Source organism: Geofilum rubicundum JCM 15548, assembly GCF_000974365.1.
GTDB lineage: Bacteria > Bacteroidota > Bacteroidia > Bacteroidales > Marinilabiliaceae > Geofilum > Geofilum rubicundum.
On sequence record NZ_BAZW01000048.1, the window covers coordinates 1 to 18,003 of the forward strand.

The window sequence follows — 18,003 nt, forward strand, 5'->3', positions numbered from 1 at the left end:
AATTTTATTTTGATTGCCTTGTTTTTCTTATTTGGATGCGGTAGTGATGATTCTTATGACCTAGTGTTAGAGGACAGTGAGGTTTTAGAAGAACAAATTCTTAAAGAAAATCTCAAGGAGGCAGCAACAATTGTGAGTCAGATAGTGAGGGAAGACGAGGTTGTTGCCAATGAAGTTAGGGAAATGATTGCTATGGGGATTTATAATGATGATGTAATTCTTTTTAAAGATCTATTCGTTCCGCAAGGGAATCCTATTTTGAAAAGTTCAAATGTAAAGGCAACTCAATTCGAAAAAAAATTTGATGGAGTGTTGAGCCAAAATGGAAATTTAAAATCCTCCAATAATCTAAAAGAATATCTAATAGAGAATGAGATTAGTATTTATGAACCCTATCCAATGGAGGACTACGCTGTTGATTTACGAAAGCCTACTATCACTTATCATTCAATTGATAATCCTTATGAAAGCGTTGGTTATGAGCCTCAATCCGATGGGACCTATTAGGAAGTTATAGTTAATGATAATTATGCAGAATTGAGACCTGTCTGGATTTTACTTCCGGGGCAAGAAGACCTATCTGTTGATTACGGTACCAGTCTTGATTTAGGCGGGGCTACAAATAATTCGGATTCTAAAACATACGAGGTGAGGATTAAGGAGGTTTATGTTACAGATTATTGCGGATTACCAGTTTTTGAAGGTGGTTTAGAAATGAGAGTTTTGCGAAGTAAGACAACAGATGTTATCAACGGAGACACATGGAAGGTTGAGGGAGGTTTTTCGAGTGCCTTTGGTTTTAGACTGAAGCGGAAGTATGTAAGGTATGCTAAGAAAGGATGGAGTAAGGGATGGTATACTGTTAATACTGCATGGGATACTAATTGGTCCACCGACAAAACTCAACAGGTTTTCGCAGTTTATGAAGATGATCCCTCTGGCAAAGTAAAGATTTCAGGAACAGCAAAGTTTATTACCAAAGGGACAGTGAAGGTTGACAAGGTTACATTTGAAAAAGGTTCAGAAGTCGGAATTAGCTGTGAGGCTGAGTACAAGACTAAAAATGGCTTTTTTGGTGCAGTAGAATGGGATAGGGATTGGTTTACTAAAACACAGGAGGTTGGAGAAGGTGAAGGAACTAGAGGGGGGCTGCAAATAAGACGAATGGGGGATATGAAATTTACCACTTCAGTTCGAGAATTGTAGTTCCATGCAATTTTCACCAAGGGGTTGTTCTAAATTTTAATTGGTATAGCCCCTTGGTAAATTAACACTTTATGATAAAATTAGGGATTATCTTGTTTTTTCTAGTTATGGCAATTAGTGCTATTGATGCTCAGTTGAAATGGGTTTCAGGGGTGCAGTATGCTTACGCAAATAGTGGAGTTAGTTATAAGGGGGTATTACAATACAATGAAATGTGCATCGGGATGTCTCCTTTTGTTGATTTGTCAATGGGTTACTATAATTTTTCTGATAGCCAAGCGGATGAGTTTGCAAAAGCGTTGGACTATAACCAGCAGTTTGCCATTAAGGGAATGAGTATAATTGGGGCTGTTTCGCCTATTAATTTTAGTTCTCAATACTTAAGAATTGGCGTTGGATTTACTGTTGGAAAGATTGAATTAAATGAGCCTTATGCATGGTATTATTCTGAAGATTTTGATTTAATAAGTATGAGGTTTTTGCCTGCAGATTATTGGGATATAGGATACCTGACAAGAATATCTTATAGCTATAGCTTTAATAATCGTTTTGAAATCGGTTTAGCGGGAAATTCTTACATTTTTTCAGATGAAAATACGCCATCAATATATAGTTTAGGTTTGTTCTTGGCGATTAGGTTTGCTGATTTTTAGATAAACGAAAAAATAACATGAAGAAGTTGTTAATGATTTGTGTGTTTTGGGTAGCTCTTGTTGCTTTGGCACATGCTCAAAAAATAAACCAATTGTCTTTTGCTAGTGGTTACTATGCTGACTATTTTTATGGGTCTGGTGAACCTGGGTTTATTATTAAAGGAAATTATGGGTTTAAAATGAAGAATGATGTGTGGATCAATTTTGAAATTGCTCAAACCGAAGTGAGGGAGGAGTATGTGTCAGAGCCTTTTTTTGTAAAGCCGGGGCGTATTAATGAAACGCACCGATGGTTTGGTGCATGTTTTTCTAAAGACTTCTCCTTAAGCGAAGATCATATCTTGAAGCCATCTTTTGGGTTGGTATATAGTCAATGGGTTTACGCAACTCCCGATCATCATTATATTCGCGAGGAGGGTGAAATTACCGGAGTTGAATTTCAGATGCGGGGAGAAACTTGGCATGATGTTGGGTTTCTTATAAATATGAATTATCTATACAGAGTTAATGAGCATCTTTATTTAGGTATGGTTTCAGGGTCAAATTTTATTCTGGATTTAGGACTTGAAGGTTTTTATCTCTCCCCAAAAGTGGAAGTCCGATTTTGAGAATAATTAAAAGTTTAAAAACAAAGGACGGCACCGATGAGCCGTCCTTTGAATTTTTAGTACTTACAGATTCTAATGTGCGTGTTCTTCACCTTCCACTTCAATCTCGATGAAGACGACTTGCTCGTTGCCGGATTGGTCGAGGGCAAATACACCTAAGTGGTATTCACCATGTTCAGCATTGGCAGGGATGGTGATGGTCTGGTTCAGGTCAAAGGATTTTAGACCGGCTTCAATATCTCCGGACCAGTCCTGATGCCATTCGACTTCAACTTCTTCTTCAGCGGAAGCGCTGGCACTTTTGTGGGTATGACCGTCTGCGTTGTAATGGACAGTTACTTTCCAGGAAGCCAGTTCATCGTTGTCGGTAATGAGGGCCGTTAACTGGAATTCATCTCCGGCATGAAAATGGGCAGGTGTTATAGGTGCAATCACTTCAATGACGGGTTTGGTAGTGTCCACATCATCGTCCTTGTCGCACGCTGATAAAAATGCGATGGCCATGAAAGCCAGAATTAGATATTTTAAGTTCATGGGATGTTTTTTTAATACAAAATGAATTTAGGACCCTGTCTTCCCAATGGGAAGTAAGGCCACAATGAGGCACTGGGCACTCTTTGTTGAAAAGCGCCTCAGTGCAGGGTTCTGACAGGCACTAAGCCTGAAGTTGGTTGGAGGGTGCGGAGCTTGGGGGGCCCCTTAATAAATAAGCTTTAATCCGTTTATGTTCAATCTTTTCGGGCAGGACCTCGGGAAGGATGATGACCTTTTCCTGATTGGCCAGTTTAATGGTGGCTGTGTCCGATTCAAAAGGGAAAAACTGTACATGCTCAAAGATACAAATGGCCTCTTCTTCGTCGAGGCAATCGCTGCTGCTACATGCGTCATGGTGTTCGGCTTCATGGTGAAAAAACAGAAAGTGCACACTTTTACTCGCCTCCGTCAGTATAAATGACGAAGCCAATATCGTGGCTATTATTTTCCATTTTTTTATCATGCCTTATTTAATAGTTTATTAAAATCTAACAACCTAATAACCCAATGACCTAACGACCTATCAACCTAACTATCCCGCTTTGCGGGACTGCGCTTCGCTTGCCTCCCAACCTAATACCCTATCTACCCTACCAACCCCACCAACCCTTTCCACCCTATCTACCCTACCAACCCTTTCCACCCTATTATCCTCAAAAGGGTATGTTAATGAGCAGCTGGACATTGCGTCCCGGTTCGGGGATTTCCAATTTGCGGTAGAAACTGATGTGGTTGTAATACCTTGTGTTGAACAAATTATGGGCCTGAAGGTTTAGCTCGGCCGGAATATTTCCCAATTTAACCGGAATGAAAATAGCCGCACCCAGCAGGGCATAGCCGGGCGTTGGGACTTCGTTGCGGGCAATGCGGTTTTGCCGGGCCGTTAGTTTGCCATGCAAGGATATTCGTATGCTTTGGGCTTCTAAATGGGGTTGAAAGATATAGGTCAGTTCAGCAAAGGCATTGGCCGGAGGAGAAAAGGGCAGGGGATAGTTGGCCGTGTTTTTTTGGTAATTGTGGATGTATTCGCCGTTGAGCTCATATTCCCAGTAAATGCCAATAATGTCGCTGTATCCGAGTTCTATGCCCATCATGGCCGCTTCCGATTGGGTGAAGCGATATATTTGTCCCGCATGCGGCAGTTGGCTCCATTCCCCTGTCGGATTTAAAAACAGGTAATTGGAGAAGTGATAGTAATAGGGTGACAGCGTTATTTTCCGGTCGTCCCAATCATAGTCCATCACGGCATCCAAATAAAATCCGCGTTCTGACCCCAGCGTAGGGTCGCCCACTTCATGTCTGAACGAGCCATGGTGTATGCCATTGGTGGTTAGCTCGTTGGGAGTTGGTGCCCGGAAGCTCTCCCCCATATTAAGGGCCAGACTTAGACGTTTCGAAGCGACAAAACGGGCGCCGGCTATCCAGCTGTAGTCATCGAGGGTGCGGTCGACCGCAGTGGCTCTGCGGGCGTAGTTTTGTGCGCTTGCTTCATTGCTGCCGGTACTCAGCATGTAGTCGTACAAAATAGGATCATAAAAACCGGAGGTGTTCAGGTGAACCAGGTCGTAACGAAAGCCGGCATTCAGTTGCCATTTTTCACTGATGGTGTAATCGTGTTTCAGGTAGGTGCCTGTGGAGGTTCGTTCGAATTCAGGTAATAAGAAGCTATAGCCTGCCGAGAAGTTTTTCTGCCATTGAAATTGGCCGCCAAGGGTGAAGGCATGCTGTGGTGTTAACCTGAAATTCCATCGGGCATTGCCGCTCCAGGTTTTCAGGTCGAAATCCAGCTCTAAATCCGGATCGGTTTCGGGCGGCAATTGATTCGAGTAATGGGTGTGAAATTCCGACCATTCCTGTCGGTGATTTTGCTGATAGCCCAAATCGAACGAGATGGCCGAGTGCGGGGTCTGGATCATCGTGTTGGAAGTGACACTCCAATGCTCCACATTTTGATAAGGGAAGTCAATGTTACGTGAACTATGGTCGATTTGTACTCTGTCGATATCAGGAACGCCATGGGCGCCGGGGAAGAAGCCGGATTTCTGCCACACCCGGCTGGCAGAGATGCTGCTACGCCAGTGCTGGCCCAGAATGCCTGCTTGCAAGTAAAGGTCCTGTTCTTCACCCGCACTGTTTTTTAACTGCCTGTTGTGGATGGGGATTTTGCGTGTTAAATAGAGGACCGTATCGGTGGGAATGCGGTAGTCGCCATAGTCGAGCCACGTAGCGCGCCCCTTAAAAAACAGTCTGTTATTGCTGCCTTGCAGCAATAAGGTTCCCCCGGCCGTTTCATTGACGGTTTTCCCCAGCATCTGAAGGGAACCTGAAAGGCCGTTTTCCGGAATCCGATTGCTGGTCAGCTGCAAAATGCCGCCTATGGCGTCACTGCCATGTTCGATGGAGGCGGCCCCTTTGATGATTTCCGCCTGTTCTGTTAAAAAAGGGTCCATTTCCAGACCATGGTCGGCCCCCCATTGCTGTCCCTCTTGCTTAATGCCATTGCTGACCACCACTACCCGGTTGAAGCCCATGCCTCTGATGACTGGCTTGGAGGCCGAAGCACCAATGTCCATCGTGTTAAAGCCTACTTGCCGGTCGAGCGTGCGCACCAGCGTCCCGTTCATTTGTTGGGTGAGCTCCCGACTGCTTACCGTCTCCCGACTTTGATTGGCCGAAGTCTTTAGCCGGTTGCCTTGCACAGACACTTCAGCCAATTGCACCTGGTCGGGTTTCATGTGAATGCGGATGTGGTGGTTGCTTTGGGCCATCAGGGTGGTATCGGCATTGAAATAGCCCATAGCGGAGACTTCCAGGTCGAAGGCCTCTTTGGTCACGTGATTAAAGATGAAGCGTCCCTTGTTGTCGGTAACGGTCAATTGGCCGTTGGACTTAACATGACAACCGGGCATGGGTTGGTTGTTTTCGTCCACAACTAATCCGGCCACATGATAGCTTGATTGAGGCATGGCATACATGGATGAGAGCAGCAACAGCCAGATGATGATGAATTGTTTCATTAAGTGCTTAAAAACTGAAAGTGTGAATCAACAAAACTACAAAATAGCTATAATGGTTTGGATGGTTTAAGTATTTTTAAGTTTAGTGACTAAATAGGTTTTTTTGTTATGCTCATGTTTTCGCTATTAACCATGATAATACGGCCATTTGTCGAAAATGAATTGGCCTGTTCTACAGGATGTTTAATTTTGAACTGTAATTGACCTATAAAAATAACTAAATTAATTGACATGGATAAGTGTAAATCATCAAAGCGGTTTGGATTCGGAATTGTTGTGCTGTTGGCGGGTTTGGTATTGCTTTTGGGCAATTTGGGGGTAATTCCGGAACCTTTTCATGGGGTTATTATGAGATGGCCAATGATCTTGGTGGCCATTGCTGTTGTGAACTTCATTAACCGTGAATGGTTGGGCGGACTCATTCTATTGGCCATTGGCAGTTACTTTTTAATGCCGGATTTGGTTCCGGGATTTTCTTTTTACGATATATGGAAATTTTGGCCGGTCTTTTTGATCCTGATTGGTTTGGCCATTATGAAAGGCAAGCATCCAAAGCATAGCCCGCATCCGGTTTCTTATCACTCAAACAGTGAGGATGTGATTGAGGAGGTGGTTGTTTTTGGCGGGAATGTGAGCCGGGTACAGTCACAGAATTTTAAAGGGGGAGAAATTACTTCTATTTTTGGGGGCAGTGAGGTGCATTTGACCGATGCCGTTCTTTCGCCTGAAGGCGCCGTGTTGGAGATGACGGCCATTTTTGGTGGTGTGAAGTTGATTGTGCCGCGCGACTGGCACATAAAAATTGAAGTGTCAAGTATTCTGGGCGGGTTTAATGATAAGCGGGTACCGATGGGCGATCGGGCCGATCTCTCCCGTACTTTGACGATTAAAGGAACGACCATTTTTGGAGGTGGAGAACTAATGAGTTACTAAGTTTATGCTACATCCTATTCTTTCGCACAAGTATTCGCTTTGGAGTTTGCTGCCCTTTTGGTTGATTCACACCCTGGTGCCGGCCGCTTTGTGGCACTACTATGCCAACCTGGAGTGGTCTCTGGCATTGGTGGATGGGGCGGTGTATGGGGCCACTTTGATGGTGGTTGGTATCACCTTGTGGTTTCCTGTTGGTTATGGCCGAAGGGATTGCCCATCGTCGCGCATACTCATTAACAACGTGGTGGTGGGCATCGTGGCGGTCGTCACCTGGCTGGTGGTGTCGGGCTTAATTTGTCAGGCTTTTTTGGGCCATCACCAGCATTATATGGATCTTTCATGGCGGGTTTTGCCCATTCGTGTGCTTTGGGGCGTTGAAGAGTATATGATGATCATGGTGATGTATCATTTCTTTGTCTTTTACCGTGATTTGGAAGAAAAGCGTCTGCAGGAAGAGGTACTTAAAAAGCAAGTGAAGGAGTCGGAACTCAAAACCCTGAAGGCCCAATTGAATCCCCATTTTTTGTTTAACAGTCTGAATTCCGTAAGTGCTCTGACACTGTCGCAACCCGAAGGGGCGCGACGAATGATTGCCCAACTATCAGAATTGCTGCGCTATTCTTTACGCAATAAGCATACGGATTTGATATCTGTCAGCGATGAGCTGCAGAATATCCGAAGGTACATGGAAATCGAAAAAGTCCGTTTTGGTGACCTGTTGAATTATGAAGAAGAGGTGGCAGAGGCCTGCAGCCAATACCGATTACCGGCCATGATTCTGCAACCGCTCTTCGAGAATGCCATCAAGCATGGTCTTTATGAAAGCATGGAAGGCATAACCGTGAAAACAACTTGCTGGGCGCACGACAGCGAACTGAGAATCACGGTAAGCAATAATTACGATGATGCGTCTGCTTCACCGCGTGGGGGTGGTTTAGGATTGCGGCATACCGCCAATATTCTGCGGAACCTATATAACCGGGAGGGCTTATTAAAAGCCTCGGGTGCCGATGGTGTATTCCGGGTTGAGTTAATAATTCCACAAAATTAGAAAAATGGCTAATTCAATGACCTACAAAGCTTTGATTGTTGATGACGAGGCACCTGCCCGTTCTATAGTTCACGAGTATCTTAAAGATTATCCTCATATTGAAGTGGTGGGGGAATGTGCCAATGGTTTTGAGGCCATGAAGACGATTAAGGAGCTGGAGCCGCACTTGATTTTTTTGGATATCCAGATGCCCAAGGTGAATGGACTGGAACTCCTGGAGGTCCTGGAGGATGCTCCGGAAGTGATTTTTACAACGGCTTATGATGACTATGCCATCAAGGCCTTTGAGTTGAATGCCGTCGATTATCTGCTCAAACCCTTTTCGAAGGAACGTTTTGATGTGGCCGTAAATAAGGTGCTGGAAAAACTGGCGGCAGGCTCACCCGGCAAGGGGGTTCCGGTTGAAAAAATCAGGGAGAGCTCCACGGAATTGTTGTCGCGCATAGTGGTGAAAAAGGGCAGCAGCATGACGGTTATCCCCCTCTCAGAGATTCTTTTTCTGGAAGCCCAGGAGGATTATGTGATGATTCATTCCACACAGGGCCGCTTCATGAAGAACCAAACCATGAGTTACTATGAGTCGCACCTGCCCGAAAAAGAGTTTATCCGCATCCACCGCTCCTATATTGCCAATGCTGCCAAAATCACCAAGTTGGAGCCGTACGACAAGGATGCCTATCTGGCCGTGATTCCGCCCAATCACAAATTACGCATCAGTCGCGCCGGCTACAAAAAATTGCGCGAGCAGTTGGGGTTTTGATTACTTAAGGGGCACAAATAATAAACGCACATAAGTGTAATTTATCAGCTGCAACCATAACCCATTTATGGCTTTAGGTATCGGAAGTAATTAACTAATAGTGCCACGGTATTTTTCAATAATCATATCTACGTGATTTAATTCATCTAACCATTTTAATAAATCTTTATCCAGCCAATTTATCGCCTCAATAATGTCCTCCTTATAAGAATTCAATGCGATAAGATTCCATGAAATTGGTTCGTGGTGAAAAATTCGATTTCTGAATTTTCTAATACCATTTAGTTTTGAACTAATTGTTTTTCGTTTTCTTTGATTTTTGGGGCAGTTTGGAAATGAAAACCTTAAATTCTTCCATAGAATTGTTTCAAATTTAGTATCGAATAAGGAAGTCCAATAACCAAAGGTTAATTCCGATATAATTCTTCCAGTGGTAACTTCTTTTTTCGCAGATTGTATATTGGCTCGTGCCTCTGAAATCTTATTAATTTGATGTCTGGATGCAATTTTTATGAATTCAATGTCTTCGTACCACTTTTCACTGTTAAACTTTCTGGAAAGTTGTCGATCAATAGAATTTCTTAAACCGACTTCAAGCATTGAAATTATAGGATAAAAGGATTCTGAAATCAGTATGTTTGCTTTGTAATGAGTGATTGCTTTCTTGTAATTGTCTGAATGTAAATTCAAATAAGGTTGCAGTCGTTCCTTTGAAATTATTGTTTCAACTATTGTATTATAATTCATTTGGATGTATCTTTGTAAAGCAGTCCCGGTAATTCCTCTCCCAGTCCTTATGCTGGTGAAGAATCCGGGTTCTTTGTTTCTACACTTCCTCAAATATAATAATTTTCTGTTTTATCCGCATCCATCGCGCCGGCTACAAAAAATTGCGGGAGCAGTTGGGGTTTTGATAGCGTATTTTTCATACAACTTAGAATAAAGTGCTAAAAGGGCTTGCCGAAAAATAAAAATCGTGTTTGCATTGGTGTTTTTTTATCATAAGTTGTAAATTGAGTGTTCCAAAACATTTTTTTTTACAATAGCTTAAAAAGTTCAGATATGAAAGCAATCTGGAATGGTCAAACCATTGCCGAAAGCGATGACATTGTAACCGTTGAGGGAAACGCGTATTTTCCTATAGAATCAGTGAACAAAGAATATTTAAAAAACAGTGACAAACAAACCGTTTGTCATTGGAAGGGTACCGCATCCTACTACAACCTTGAAGTGGATGGAAAAGATAACCCTGATGCGGTCTGGTATTATCCAAATCCATCGGGACTGGCCAGCAGTATTAAAGGCAGGGTGGCTTTTTGGAAGGGTGTTCAAATTGTTAATGACTAATACACTAAACCAGATATTTTTATGTTGCACGACTTTAAACAAATGACCACGCACGACTTATCCGATAGCCTTAAGGGAGGAGTTAAAATCATTGATGTACGGCCTGTGGACGCTTATAATGCTGGCAATTCCTCAATGAAGCCCGTGGAGGGCATATCGAAGGCGCTAAAAGCCTGCCGTCTAAATGGATTAAATACATAGATTGGATAGAAATGGTGGACCATAAAGGTATTAAGCCTGATGATAAGTTGGTCATATACGGATATTCAAAAGAGGAAACTGACGAGGTGGCACGGCGGTTTCAAAAATCAGGTTTTAAGAATGTTTCTGTGTATTACCATTTCGTTGATGAATGGTCGGCTAATGATCAATGGCCTATGCAAAAGCTCGAACGTTTTAGGAACCTTGTTTCACCAGCGTGGGTCCAACAGCTCATATCGGGTAACCGACCTGCACACTACACCAACACCAAATATGTCATTGTTCACGCCCATTACCGTAATAGGGATGCCTATCTGAGTGGCCATATTCCCGGTGCCATAGATATGGATACCCTGGCATTGGAAGCTCCTGAAACCTGGAACCGTCGCTCGCCCGAAGAAATAAAAGAAGCACTCGAAAAGCATGGAATAACAGCTGATACAACGGTTGTTTTATATGGTAAATATATGCACCCCGACAATGCCCACGAGTTTCCCGGAAGCGCTGCCGGGGATATTGGGGCCATTCGAAATGCGTTCATCATGCTGTATGCAGGGGTGAAAGATGTAAGGGTGCTGAACGGTGGCTATCAATCCTGGAAGGATGAAGGCTTTGAAGTTTCGTTGAGCGATGAACCCAAGCAGGCAGTTGCTGAATTTGGGGCGCCGATTCCTGCCAGACCAGAACTGGCTGTTGATACGCCTGAAGCGAAACAGATGATTGCATCGACCAGAGCCGAATTGGTATGTGTTCGTAGTTGGCCCGAATACATAGGTGAGGTGAGCGGGTATAACTACATTGAGCCCAAGGGGCGTATTCCCGGCGCTGTATTTGCCGATTGCGGCAGTGATGCCTACCACATGGAAAACTACCGAAACTTTGACCATACGACACGTGAATTCCACGAGATTGCTGAAATTTGGAGGAATAATGCGTAACGCCGGACAAACATCTGGCCTTTTACTGTGGCACAGGCTGGCGTGGTAGTGAGGCATGGTTCAACGCCTGGCTCATGGGTTGGCCCAAAGTATCGGTCTACGATGGTGGCTGGTTCGAGTGGAGTGCAGACCCTGCAAATTCTTATGAAACAGGTGTCCCTGCATGAATGGGATAAAATTATTTATGGTTATGCGAGAAAAACGAAAGACATTATGGAACAACAAACCATTGTATCAGAACTGGCAACCGATACTTTAAGGGGGTTAAATTCAAAGCCGAAGTATCTTTTGTCTAAATATTTCTATGATGATGAAGCAGTCGCATATTCCAGGACATTATGCGAATGCCCGAGTATTACCTCACCGATTGTGAATTTGAAATATTTACCAGTCAGCGAACACAAATTGTCGAAGCAATTAGCGAAGGGTGTAATAAATTTGAACTTATCGAACTGGGGGCTGGCGATGGATTAAAAACGACCATCCTTTTGGAGCACATGGTTGAGAAATCTATTGGTGTTCAGTACATCCCGGTAGATATTAGCGAAAAGACCAATGCGGATTTGGTGAAAAAACTATCCAATGAATTGCCTGCACTTGGCGTAAAAGCCTTAACTGGTGATTATTTTCACGCATTGAAACCTCTAAACGGGCATTCCGGCCTTCGAAAGATTTTTCTTTTTCTTGGCGCCAATATCGGAAATTTTTCCGATGAAGAAACACAACTTTTTCTGAGCCAACTCTCATCGCTTTGCCACACGGGCGATAAGGTGATGATTGGGTTTGATTTAAAAAAATCTCCCGAAGTTATAATGAATGCATACAGCGATCCGCATGGTCATACCAGGCGCTTCAACCTGAATCATCTGGTGCGACTAAACAAGGAGCTGGGTGCCAACTTTGATTTAAGTAATTTTGAGCAACATACCAGTTATCATCCTGGAACAGGTGCCGTAAAAAGTCATTTGGTTTCATTGACCGATCAAAAGGTGGATATGGAGGAGCTCGGGCAAAGTTTTCATTTTGATAAATGGGAGCCTGTTTTTATGGAGTTATCCCGGAAATTCGATTTGGAAACCATTGCTATAATGGCAGAAAACCACGGCTTTAAAGTGGAAAAACAATTTATGGATAAGCGCAATTATTTTGTGGACTCGCTTTGGGTGAAGGACTAACAAGCTGTCAAAACATTGGTCCGGTTTAAGAAGAACTTCCAGTAACACGGGCTCCGGCAGCCTTAAATGCCCATGGGAATTTTGTATCTTCGTTTGAAATTTGAAATAATCAGACGATGATAAATTTGAACTGGGAAATGAGGAGCATTGTGGCTTTGGGATTGTTTTTTTGGGCAGTGCCTCAGGTACTGTTGGCGCAGGCAAAGATTCAGGAGGATGTTAAAACGGGCTGGAATATGGGGTTTTGCCGGCTGTGTCCTTCGATGCCGATTTGGGGTTTCAGTATGGCGGACTGGTCAACCTTTTTCAGTATGGTGACGGTAGTCGCTATCCGATGTATGATCACTCGCTTTATTTTGAAATTTCCCGCTATACCAAAGGCAGTGGCATTTACCGCATATATTATGATTCGGACCGTTTGGTGGAGGGATTGCGGGTGACGACCGACCTGACCTATATGCCAGAGTTGGCCTATGATTTTTATGGCTTTAACGGTTATGAGGCGGTGTATAACCAAGATTGGGAGGACGATGCCTCAGCTGCCTACAAGAGCCGGATGTTTTACAAGATGTCCCACAATTTGTTTCGGTTTAAGACCGATTTGCAGGGCGCCATTGGAAGTGCCGGCTGGCGGTGGATAGCCGGCGTTAATCTGTTGAATTTTGATATTGGCTCGGTGGATGTGGCGCGTATGAACGAGGGGCAGGACGAGGCGGATCTTCTGCCATCGGTGGAGGAACAGCCGGGTTTGTACGAGAAGTACATCGAATGGGGGTTGATTTCCCCGGAAGAAGCCGACGGTGGCTTTATTCCTGAGTTGAAAGGCGGCTTTGTGTACGATACGCGTGATAACCGGCCCAATCCCATGGAGGGGGTATGGACGGAGGCTGTACTGGTGGCGGCCCCTGAGTTTTTAGGCTCTGAAAGTGGTTTTGGCAAAATGGCCATCACCCATCGACAATATTTTACTTTGATTCCGGAGGATCTTTCATTGGCTTACCGGCTGGGATGGCAACATACGCTTTGGGGAGATGTGCCTTTTTATTACCAGTCGCAGGTCATCACCTCGGTGATGACCGGGGCTTCATCGACCGGATTGGGCGGAGTTCGCAGTCTACGCGGCATCAAACGCAACCGTGTGGTGGGCGATGGCATGGTGTTCGGGAATTTTGAACTGCGCTGGAAGGCGCTCTATTTCAATTTTATCAATCAGGCCTTTTATCTGGGCGTCAATTCTTTTTTGGATGCCGGTCGCGCCACTTCTCTTATTGAAGTGGAAAGCCGATTGCCGGCCATGGACGAAAACAGGAACGATTATTTCGATTTTGGGGCGGAAGCGCTGCACGTCAGTTACGGCTTGGGCTTGCGCATTGCCATGAACCGCAACTTTATTGTTGCGGTGGATTACGGTCGGGCAATAGACAGTCAGGACGGTGAGTCCGGCTTTTACGTGGGACTGAATTATCTGTTCTAAAACAAGCCCATGGCATTTCTCAAAGAGGCCTTAAACATCAATACACCCTTTTGTGGATTGGAAACGCGGTAGCGTTGCTTGAGTATGGCTTCCGGCTTGGCAAACTTAATTTTTAAAAAGAGATTCAGGTAATAGCGGTAGGCGAGATAGACGCCCAAACGCACTTGTGGTTTAAGTCGGACAATGCCTTTAAAAGCCTCGTCAAAGTCGCTCTGTATCTCAGCCTCAATCCGTTGTTTGGCTTCAGGCGTAAAGTTAGAGAAGTCGATGTTCTTGAAATACACACGTCCTTTGTTTTCGTAATCATCCTGCGCATCGCGCAGGAAATTGACTTTTTGAAAGGCTTCTCCCAGTTTCTGTGCCGGGTATTTCAGCTCCTCATAAGCCTTGTCATCATTCACGTAAAACACCCGTAAGCACATCAATCCCACCACTTCAGCCGAACCGTAAATGTACTTTTCCAGTTCTTCTTTGGAATAGCGGTGATAGTGCAGGTCCATTTCCATGCTGTTCAAAAAGGCTTCGATCAGCGCATGGTCAATGCGGCACTCATTCACCGTGTGTTGAAAACTGTCGAGAATAGGATTTAGACTGATGCCCCGCTCAATGGCTTTCCAGGCATCGGCACGGAACTCTTCGAGCAAGGTGGCCCGGTCGTGTTCCAAAAAGGTATCCACAATTTCATCGGCATAACGCACAAAACCATAAATGCTGTAAATATGGTCCCGGTATTGCTTGTCGAGCAGCCTTACACCCAGCGAAAAGGAGGTGCTGTAAATGCGGGTCGTATTGATGCTGCACCTGAGGTTGTTTTTACGATAGTTGTCCATGGTGAATCAGTTAATGGGTTACACGCTTCAAATCACTTAATAATCGCTCTGTCGTCAGTTTGCCACTGATAACGGTCATGGGCAGACCAGTGCCGGGTATGGTTGAGGCGCTACGTAGTAGACATTACTGTATTTTTCATCTTTATTGGCTGGTCTAAACCAGCCAATCTGGTTCATGTCGTGCGCCAGACCCAACCCGCTGCCTTTATAAAGGTTGAACATTTCTCCCCAATGTTCGGGTGACAGGATGGTCTTGCTCACAATCATTTCATTGAGGTTATAACCACTGCGTTCCGACAGGTCATCGATGATATTCTGGACGATGGCTTCCCGGTCACTCCAGTCGGGTTTAAACCGTAAATCAGGCGAGGGACATAATATATACAGACTTTCGTGTCCCACAGGTGCTGAGTCGGGGTTGTTTCTTGACGCTATATTGACATAATAATAAGGCTTTTGGAACGAAACCTGGTTCTTGAAAACGCCCTTGGCGTATTCATCAAAATTGCTACCTAAAAAATAGTTATGATGTTGCAAATTGTCAAGTTTTCCTTTAACCCCCAAATAGACGGTCAGGGGAGCCATGGTCCATTTCATTTTATCCAACTTTTCGGTGTTGAATTTGGGCCGGTTGAAAATGGCTCCTCTAAACCAGGCGGCATCGGCATTGATGACGAAATAATCAGCGGTCCATTCACGGCCCTGACGGTCGGTCAGCGATTTCAATTGACCATCTACAGACGTGGCCGTGGTGATCTCGGTGTTGTAATGAATGGTGACGCCTTTTTCCTTGAGAACTTTTAGCAAACCTACAACGATCTGGTACATGCCGCCTTTAACATTGTGGTAGCCATCATGCCGCATCTCAATGTAATTGAGGAGCGAAAAGATGGCCGGTGTGTCAAAAGGCGTGGCGCCCAGGAAAAAACCGACCAAAGAAAAGATCATGCGCGCTTCCTTAGACTCGAAACTCTCGCATAACTCTTTCCACATGGATTTGAATATGAGTGGACCGTGCTTCAGGGGTACTTTGGTCAGCTGTAACAAATACTCGGGAAAGGAGTTGAAGTTGCGGTGTATAATCCGGTTGATGGTATCGTTGTATAGTGTTTCTGTTTTGTTTAGGTGCTTTTCCATCTTTTCCCTGAAATGGGGCTCTATGCCTTCGAATTGAGCGGCGAGCTTATCCATATCCTTATAGATGGTAAAGGTTTTATCAATACCATCTATGTTTACGGTGAAGAGAGGTTCCAGCTCGATGAACTCAAAGGGGTATTCAATACCCGTACTTTTTACCAGTTCATCAAATTCATAGCTCATACTGAAAAAGGTGGGGCCCAGATCGAACTTGAATCCGTCTTTTTCCAGGAGGTTTAGTCGACCGCCTGCCCGGTGGTGCTTTTCCAGAATAGTTACATCAAAACCTTTGGCAGCCAGCCGCAGTGCGGTGGTGAGTCCTCCCAATCCGGAGCCGACGATGAGTGCTTTCTTTGGGTTCATATTTTGTATTTGTTACAGCAAGTTATGAAATACTTAGCAATAATGGGTTTATATTTACAGTTATTAAAACCAATTAGGGGCTATGTTTGTTTAATGATACAAGAAAAAAGATTAAACAGTTGTATTTTTTTAATGGTGCCTATTACAAAAGATGGCTAGGTCATTAGGTTAATAGGTCATTAGGTTGATAGGCAGAAATAACGAACTATTAATATCAGAAAGACATGGAAAAATTGGTAGCGTGTGTGATTGGTTCGGGCATTGGGGGATTGGCTTCGGCCTTGCGTTTGGCTGCCAGAGGCTATAGTGTTACTGTGCTTGAGAAATCCGGGGAGCCCGGTGGAAAGGTGGCCCAATACAATGAAGCAGGTTACCGGTTCGATATGGGGCCTTCGTTGTTTACATTGCCTTATTTGGTGGATGAGTTGTTTGGATTGTTTGGGAGAAGGCGGGCCGACTATTTAAAGGTGATAACTTTGCCCATGACTGGCAATTACTTTTTTTCGGACGGGCTCAATTTGAAGGCATGGAGCAATAAGGAGCAGTTTCTGAATGAGGTAGAAAAGACGGGAGTGAATCGGGGGAAAATGGAGCGATACCTTGCCAAACAGTCTTTTCTATACGAGCATGCGGCAGATGTTTTTCTTTTTAAGTCCATTCACAAACTATCCACCTATACGAGTGCTGCCGGAAGAAAGGGCATGAAGGCACTGCACCGCATGGATGCCTTTACTTCCATGCACCAACGTAATGTCAAGAGTTTTGGGGACAGTCGGCTGGTTCAGCTGTTCGACCGCTATGCCACTTACAATGGCAGCGATCCCTACAGGGCGCCAGCCACTCTTAATATGATTGCCCACCTGGAGCACAATACCGGTGCCTATTTTCCTGAAGATGGTCTTTTTGGAATCATCACTGCTATAAAAAGGCTGGCCGATGAGGTGGGAGTGCGGTTTTATTTCAATACCGAAGTGACTGGCTTGGTGACCAAGGGCTGTCGGGTGACAGGTGTAAAGACACGGGATTCGGTTTATCCAGCCGACTTAGTGGTGAATAATACAGATATTACTTTGTTCTATCGGGATATTATGCCCAATGCCCGAATGTATCGGAAGTTGATGAAACGGGAACGGTCGTCTTCAGCGCTGATTTTTTATTGGGGCGTGCGCACGACTTCTGCTTTGGATGTCCATAATATTCTGTTTAGTGCCGATTATAAGGCGGAATTTGAGGGGCTGTTCAAAACCAAGGAGCTGGCCGATGATTTGACAGTCTATATTTTTATCAGTAAAAAGGCAGTGGCTGCGGATGCACCTGATGGATGTGAGAATTGGTTTGTGATGGTCAATGCGCCGGAAAACGTTGGGCAGGATTGGGAGGAGGAAGTCTTGAAAGCACGCCGGATTGTTTTGCAAAAGATCAAGAGCGCGCTGGACTTTTCCATTGAACCGCTCATTGAGTCGGAGCGTGTGATCACGCCGCAGGATATTGAATGCAGAACCGGATCGGTTAACGGGGCTTTATATGGTCATAGCAGTAATTCGCGGCTTTCTGCTTTTAAACGACATCCTAATTTTAGCCGCCAATATAAAAATCTCTTTTTTACAGGAGGAAGCGTGCATCCCGGTGGAGGTATACCATTGTGTCTGGCTTCGGCCAGGATTGTGGATGGTTTGATAGGGGCAGGCAAGTAGTTTGTCCGCGAATTTCGCCCGTGTGGAGCCAAGGAGGATTAATCGTAATTATGTATATTGCCTTTTGATGCATTAAAAATAG

Annotated in this window: 19 protein-coding genes; 13 read left to right on the plus strand and 6 right to left on the minus strand. The window is 44.5% G+C overall.

Annotated features, from left to right (window positions below):
• The 4 genes from JCM15548_RS22000 to JCM15548_RS15965 all read left to right on the plus strand — a co-directional run.
• A partial coding sequence (locus tag JCM15548_RS22000; RefSeq protein WP_162198265.1) for a hypothetical protein occupies positions 1 to 507 on the plus strand: 507 nt, incomplete at its 5' end.
• 30 nt (positions 508 to 537) lie between these two features.
• Entirely contained in the window at positions 538 to 1,206 is a 669-nt protein-coding gene (locus JCM15548_RS15955) for a hypothetical protein (RefSeq protein WP_062127540.1), read from the plus strand.
• Positions 1,207 to 1,277: 71 nt separating this feature from the next.
• Positions 1,278 to 1,859, plus strand: a complete 582-nt coding sequence (locus JCM15548_RS15960) for a hypothetical protein (RefSeq protein ID WP_062127542.1) — start codon at positions 1,278 to 1,280, stop codon at positions 1,857 to 1,859.
• A 17-nt stretch (positions 1,860 to 1,876) separates the two neighbouring features.
• On the plus strand, positions 1,877 to 2,467 hold the full coding sequence (locus tag JCM15548_RS15965) for a hypothetical protein (protein ID WP_157482842.1): 591 nt from the start codon (positions 1,877 to 1,879) through the stop codon (positions 2,465 to 2,467).
• Positions 2,468 to 2,539: 72 nt separating this feature from the next.
• On the opposite strand, the gene JCM15548_RS15970 is transcribed toward JCM15548_RS15965, so the two are convergent.
• The 3 genes from JCM15548_RS15970 to JCM15548_RS15980 form a co-directional block, all read right to left on the minus strand.
• Positions 2,540 to 3,001, minus strand: a complete 462-nt coding sequence (locus tag JCM15548_RS15970) for a DUF4625 domain-containing protein (protein WP_062127546.1) — start codon at positions 2,999 to 3,001, stop codon at positions 2,540 to 2,542.
• 121 nt (positions 3,002 to 3,122) lie between these two features.
• Positions 3,123 to 3,464, minus strand: coding sequence for a hypothetical protein (locus JCM15548_RS15975; RefSeq protein ID WP_062127548.1), 342 nt, complete (start codon positions 3,462 to 3,464; stop codon positions 3,123 to 3,125).
• A gap of 190 nt (positions 3,465 to 3,654) precedes the next feature.
• Positions 3,655 to 6,018: a TonB-dependent receptor gene (locus tag JCM15548_RS15980; RefSeq protein ID WP_062127550.1), complete on the minus strand. Its 2,364-nt coding sequence runs from the start codon at positions 6,016 to 6,018 to the stop codon at positions 3,655 to 3,657.
• 231 nt (positions 6,019 to 6,249) lie between these two features.
• On the opposite strand from JCM15548_RS15980, the gene JCM15548_RS15985 reads away from it, so the two are divergent.
• The 3 genes from JCM15548_RS15985 to JCM15548_RS15995 are packed head-to-tail and all read left to right on the plus strand — an operon-like array spanning position 6,250 to position 8,762.
• The gene (locus JCM15548_RS15985) at positions 6,250 to 6,951 is read left to right on the plus strand and encodes a LiaI-LiaF-like domain-containing protein (protein WP_062127552.1); all 702 of its coding nucleotides are present in this window, start codon (positions 6,250 to 6,252) and stop codon (positions 6,949 to 6,951) included.
• A 4-nt stretch (positions 6,952 to 6,955) separates the two neighbouring features.
• Entirely contained in the window at positions 6,956 to 8,002 is a 1,047-nt protein-coding gene (locus tag JCM15548_RS15990) for a sensor histidine kinase (RefSeq protein WP_062127554.1), read from the plus strand.
• Positions 8,003 to 8,006: 4 nt separating this feature from the next.
• The gene (locus JCM15548_RS15995; protein WP_083985197.1) at positions 8,007 to 8,762 is read left to right on the plus strand and encodes a LytR/AlgR family response regulator transcription factor; all 756 of its coding nucleotides are present in this window, start codon (positions 8,007 to 8,009) and stop codon (positions 8,760 to 8,762) included.
• Between the two features lie 90 nt (positions 8,763 to 8,852).
• On the opposite strand, the gene JCM15548_RS16000 is transcribed toward JCM15548_RS15995, so the two are convergent.
• The gene (locus tag JCM15548_RS16000) at positions 8,853 to 9,602 is read right to left on the minus strand and encodes a hypothetical protein (RefSeq protein WP_227625936.1); all 750 of its coding nucleotides are present in this window, start codon (positions 9,600 to 9,602) and stop codon (positions 8,853 to 8,855) included.
• Between the two features lie 222 nt (positions 9,603 to 9,824).
• On the opposite strand from JCM15548_RS16000, the gene JCM15548_RS16005 reads away from it, so the two are divergent.
• From JCM15548_RS16005 to omp85, 5 genes are all read left to right on the plus strand, one after another.
• Positions 9,825 to 10,109 (plus strand): DUF427 domain-containing protein, encoded by a 285-nt coding sequence (locus JCM15548_RS16005; protein ID WP_062127558.1) that lies wholly within the window; start codon positions 9,825 to 9,827, stop codon positions 10,107 to 10,109.
• Positions 10,110 to 10,315: 206 nt separating this feature from the next.
• The gene (locus JCM15548_RS16010) at positions 10,316 to 11,248 is read left to right on the plus strand and encodes a sulfurtransferase (RefSeq protein ID WP_262487101.1); all 933 of its coding nucleotides are present in this window, start codon (positions 10,316 to 10,318) and stop codon (positions 11,246 to 11,248) included.
• 14 nt (positions 11,249 to 11,262) lie between these two features.
• A complete protein-coding gene (locus JCM15548_RS24470; protein WP_227625940.1) occupies positions 11,263 to 11,415 on the plus strand; it encodes a rhodanese-like domain-containing protein in 153 nt (50 codons plus the stop codon).
• A gap of 177 nt (positions 11,416 to 11,592) precedes the next feature.
• Positions 11,593 to 12,423, plus strand: coding sequence for an L-histidine N(alpha)-methyltransferase (locus JCM15548_RS16015; protein ID WP_062127560.1), 831 nt, complete (start codon positions 11,593 to 11,595; stop codon positions 12,421 to 12,423).
• A gap of 229 nt (positions 12,424 to 12,652) precedes the next feature.
• On the plus strand, positions 12,653 to 13,897 hold the full coding sequence (gene omp85, locus JCM15548_RS16020; RefSeq protein ID WP_439645458.1) for an Omp85 family outer membrane protein: 1,245 nt from the start codon (positions 12,653 to 12,655) through the stop codon (positions 13,895 to 13,897).
• Here the strand turns inward: omp85 and JCM15548_RS16025 are convergent.
• On the minus strand, positions 13,894 to 14,727 hold the full coding sequence (locus JCM15548_RS16025) for a phytoene/squalene synthase family protein (RefSeq protein WP_062127564.1): 834 nt from the start codon (positions 14,725 to 14,727) through the stop codon (positions 13,894 to 13,896). The genes omp85 and JCM15548_RS16025 overlap by 4 nt on opposite strands.
• A gap of 75 nt (positions 14,728 to 14,802) precedes the next feature.
• Positions 14,803 to 16,227 carry a phytoene desaturase family protein gene (locus JCM15548_RS16030; RefSeq protein ID WP_227625937.1) on the minus strand — a complete coding sequence of 475 codons (1,425 nt, stop codon included), beginning with the start codon at positions 16,225 to 16,227 and terminating at the stop codon, positions 14,803 to 14,805.
• Between the two features lie 224 nt (positions 16,228 to 16,451).
• On the opposite strand from JCM15548_RS16030, the gene crtD reads away from it, so the two are divergent.
• Positions 16,452 to 17,921, plus strand: coding sequence for a 1-hydroxycarotenoid 3,4-desaturase CrtD (gene crtD, locus JCM15548_RS16035; RefSeq protein WP_062127566.1), 1,470 nt, complete (start codon positions 16,452 to 16,454; stop codon positions 17,919 to 17,921).
• Positions 17,922 to 18,003: the final 82 nt, after the last annotated feature.